Genomic DNA, 2,797 nt, shown 5'->3' with positions numbered 1-2,797 from the left:
CTGCTGATGGACGGGCAGGGCTTCGTGGTGGCCGGCGAGATGCGCGCGGAGGGCGCGGACCGGGCGCCGGAGGTGGCTGCGGCGCTCCACGGCGCCTCCGCCGAGGCCGAGCGGGCGCTCCGGCACCTGGGGCTGGGCGCGTGGCGGGGGATGCTGGTGGAGACGCCGGACACCGTGGTGCGGATCGCCCCGGTGGCGGACAGCATGCTCGCGGTGGCCGGGAGCCGCGAGGTGCCGACGGGGTGGACCCTGCGCGTGGCGTCGCGCGCCGCCGCGGTGGCGGAGCGGCTGCTGGGGGTGGACGGGAGCGGGGAGGACGGGGCGTGAGCGCGTACGGGGAGCAGCTGGGCGCACTGAGCCGGATCCCGGGTGTCCGGGGGTGCATGGTGGTGGCCGCGGAGGACGGGCTGATGGTGGAGGCCGACCTGATGGTGGGCGTCCCCGGGCCGGCGGTGGCCGCGCTGGTGGCCTCGCTCTTCCGGCGGGCGCGCCGCTCGGTCTCGGCCGCGTCGTTCGGGAGCGCGTCGTTCATCCAGGTGGAGGGCGACGAGGGCTTCCTGGTCGCCGCCGCCCCCGCCGCCCCGGCCGACCTGCTCGTGGTGGTGGTGGCGGAGCGGTGGGTGAACGTGGGGCTGGTCCGCCTGGAGGCCGCCCGCGCCGCCGGTGCGCTGGAATGAGGCGCGGCGACCTGGAGCGCTTCGTCGGCGACCTGGCGGGACCCGTGGAGCGCTTCACCCGCGAGTCCGGGGTCCGGCTGGTGCTGCTGATCAACGCCAGCGGGCAGGTGCTGGCGCAGCGGGGGTTCGCGCGGGCGACGGACGTCATGGGGGTGGCCGCGCTGGGCGCGGGGATCCACGCCTCGTCGCGCGCCATCGCCGCCCTGCTCGGGCAGCCGGCCTTCCACCACCTGCACCAGGGGGGCGGGACGGAGCAGGTGTTCATCGGCTCCTTCTCCACCCCCGCCGAGGAGTTGATCCTGGTCGCCGTCTTCGGCGAGGACTCCTCCATCGGGCTGGTGCGCGTCTTCTTCGAGACGCTGACGCAGGAGGTGGCGCGGCTCCCCGGCTGGAGCGAGGCGCGCCCCACCGCGGACGCCGCGGCCTTCGAGCGGGACCTCGAGGCCGGCCTGGAACACTTCTTCGGATCCCGGTGAGCTGAGCCATGTCGCTGGTCAACTACTCGACCCGAGAGATCACCTGCAAGATCGTCTACTACGGCCCCGGGCGGTCGGGGAAGACGACGAACCTGCAGTACATCCACTCGCAGGTCCCGGACGAGCGGAAGGGGCGGATGATCTCCCTCGCCACGGAGACCGACCGCACCCTCTTCTTCGACTTCCTCCCGCTGGAGCTGGGGGCGATCTCGGGCTTCCAGACGCGCTTCCAGCTCTACACCGTCCCCGGGCAGGTGTACTACGACGCCACCCGCAAGCTGGTGCTGCAGGGGGCGGACGGGGTGGTGTTCGTGGCCGACTCGCAGCGGATGCAGCAGGACGAGAACCTGGAGAGCTTCCGCAACCTGCAGGTGAACCTGCTGGAGCAGGGGACCGACCCCCGCACCATCCCGCTGGCGCTGCAGTACAACAAGCGCGACCTCCCCGACGTGCTCTCCCTGGAGGAGATGGACGACCTGCTCAACTACCGCGACCTCCCGCGCTACGAGGCCCGCGCCCTGTCCGGGGCGGGGGTGTTCGACACGCTGCGCGGGATCAGCGAGCAGGTGCTCCGCCGGCTCTCCCAGCGCTTCGACCGGCCCGTGACGGCGACCCGCTGACCCCCGGCAGTCCATGAGCTCCGTGCTGGACCCACGCTTCACCTTCGAGGGCTTCCTCGTCGGCCCCGGCAGCCGGCTGGCCGCGGCTGCCGCGCGCCGCGCGGCGGAGACCCCCGGCACCAGCTACAACCCGCTGGTCGTCTACGGGCCCGCCGGGATGGGGAAGACGCACCTCCTCCACGCGGTGGGCCACCTGGCCGGCTCCGTCCGGCCGGAGCTGCGGCTCGCGTACCGCACCGCGGACGAGCTGGTGGACGGGGTGAGCGCCGCGCTCGCCGCCGGGACGCTGGACGCCTTCCACGAGGAGCACGCCGCGCTGGGCCTCCTCCTCCTGGACGACGTGCAGCTCCTGGCCGGCAGGGCGCGGACGCAGGAGGAGCTGCTCCGCCTCTGGGACGCCATGTCCGGCGCGGGTGCGCAGATGGTCCTCGCCTCCGACCGCCCCCCGCACGAGCTCCCGGGGCTCGACGGGCGCCTGCTCTCCCGGCTGGCCGGGGGGCTCCTGGTGGACCTGGCCCCGCCGGAGGCGGAGACCCGCACCGCCATCGCGCGCCGCGCGGCGGAGGAGCGCGGGGCGGCGCTCGGGGAGGGGGTGGCGGAGGCGCTCGGCGCGCTCGCGTGGGAGAGCGTCCGCGAGCTGCGGAGCGGGGTGGACCGCGTCCTCGCCGCGCAGGAGGCCGAGGGGCGCGTGCTCGCCCCGGACGAGGTGGGGCCGCTCCTGGGGATGCTCCCGGAGGCGGGCCCGCAGGAGGACGAGTTCGGCGCCTTCCTTTCCGACATCACCCTCACGGTGGCGGAGATGGTGGAGGCCGCGCCGTGGCGCCGCGCGCTGGGCGCGGCGATCCTCCGCTGGGAGGGGGAGGGGATCCGCACCCGCCGGCTGGAGGAGGCGCTGCAGGCGGACTCGGCCCCGGACGTGGACGCGCTCCTCGCGGAGTTCGCCGCGGACGTGGAGCGGCTGCGCGCCCTGGAGGCGGAGCTGCGCGCCCTGGACCCGCGCGCCGTGGGGTCGCCCGTGCTGCGC

At 75.3% G+C, this 2,797-nt stretch carries 5 protein-coding genes; all 5 read left to right on the top strand.

The features are described from left to right. Positions 1-327 (top strand): roadblock/LC7 domain-containing protein (locus VGR37_17970; GenBank protein HEV2149295.1); only part of this gene is annotated, 327 nt, incomplete at its 5' end. Then, positions 324-677 carry a roadblock/LC7 domain-containing protein gene (locus VGR37_17965; protein HEV2149294.1) on the top strand — a complete coding sequence of 118 codons (354 nt, stop codon included), beginning with the start codon at positions 324-326 and terminating at the stop codon, positions 675-677. The genes VGR37_17970 and VGR37_17965, both read left to right, overlap by 4 nt. After that, positions 674-1,153: a roadblock/LC7 domain-containing protein gene (locus VGR37_17960; GenBank protein ID HEV2149293.1), complete on the top strand. Its 480-nt coding sequence runs from the start codon at positions 674-676 to the stop codon at positions 1,151-1,153. Before VGR37_17965 ends, VGR37_17960 begins: the two co-directional genes overlap by 4 nt. An 8-nt stretch (positions 1,154-1,161) precedes the next feature. After that, on the top strand, positions 1,162-1,773 hold the full coding sequence (locus VGR37_17955) for a gliding-motility protein MglA (protein ID HEV2149292.1): 612 nt from the start codon (positions 1,162-1,164) through the stop codon (positions 1,771-1,773). A gap of 22 nt (positions 1,774-1,795) precedes the next feature. Beyond that, positions 1,796-2,797, top strand: a 1,002-nt coding sequence (locus tag VGR37_17950; GenBank protein HEV2149291.1) for a DnaA/Hda family protein, incomplete at its 3' end; no start/stop codon positions are given.

It is taken from the genome of Longimicrobiaceae bacterium (assembly GCA_035936415.1).
Classification (GTDB): domain Bacteria; phylum Gemmatimonadota; class Gemmatimonadetes; order Longimicrobiales; family Longimicrobiaceae; genus JAFAYN01.
This window is presented reverse-complemented; position numbering and strand designations above follow the sequence as displayed.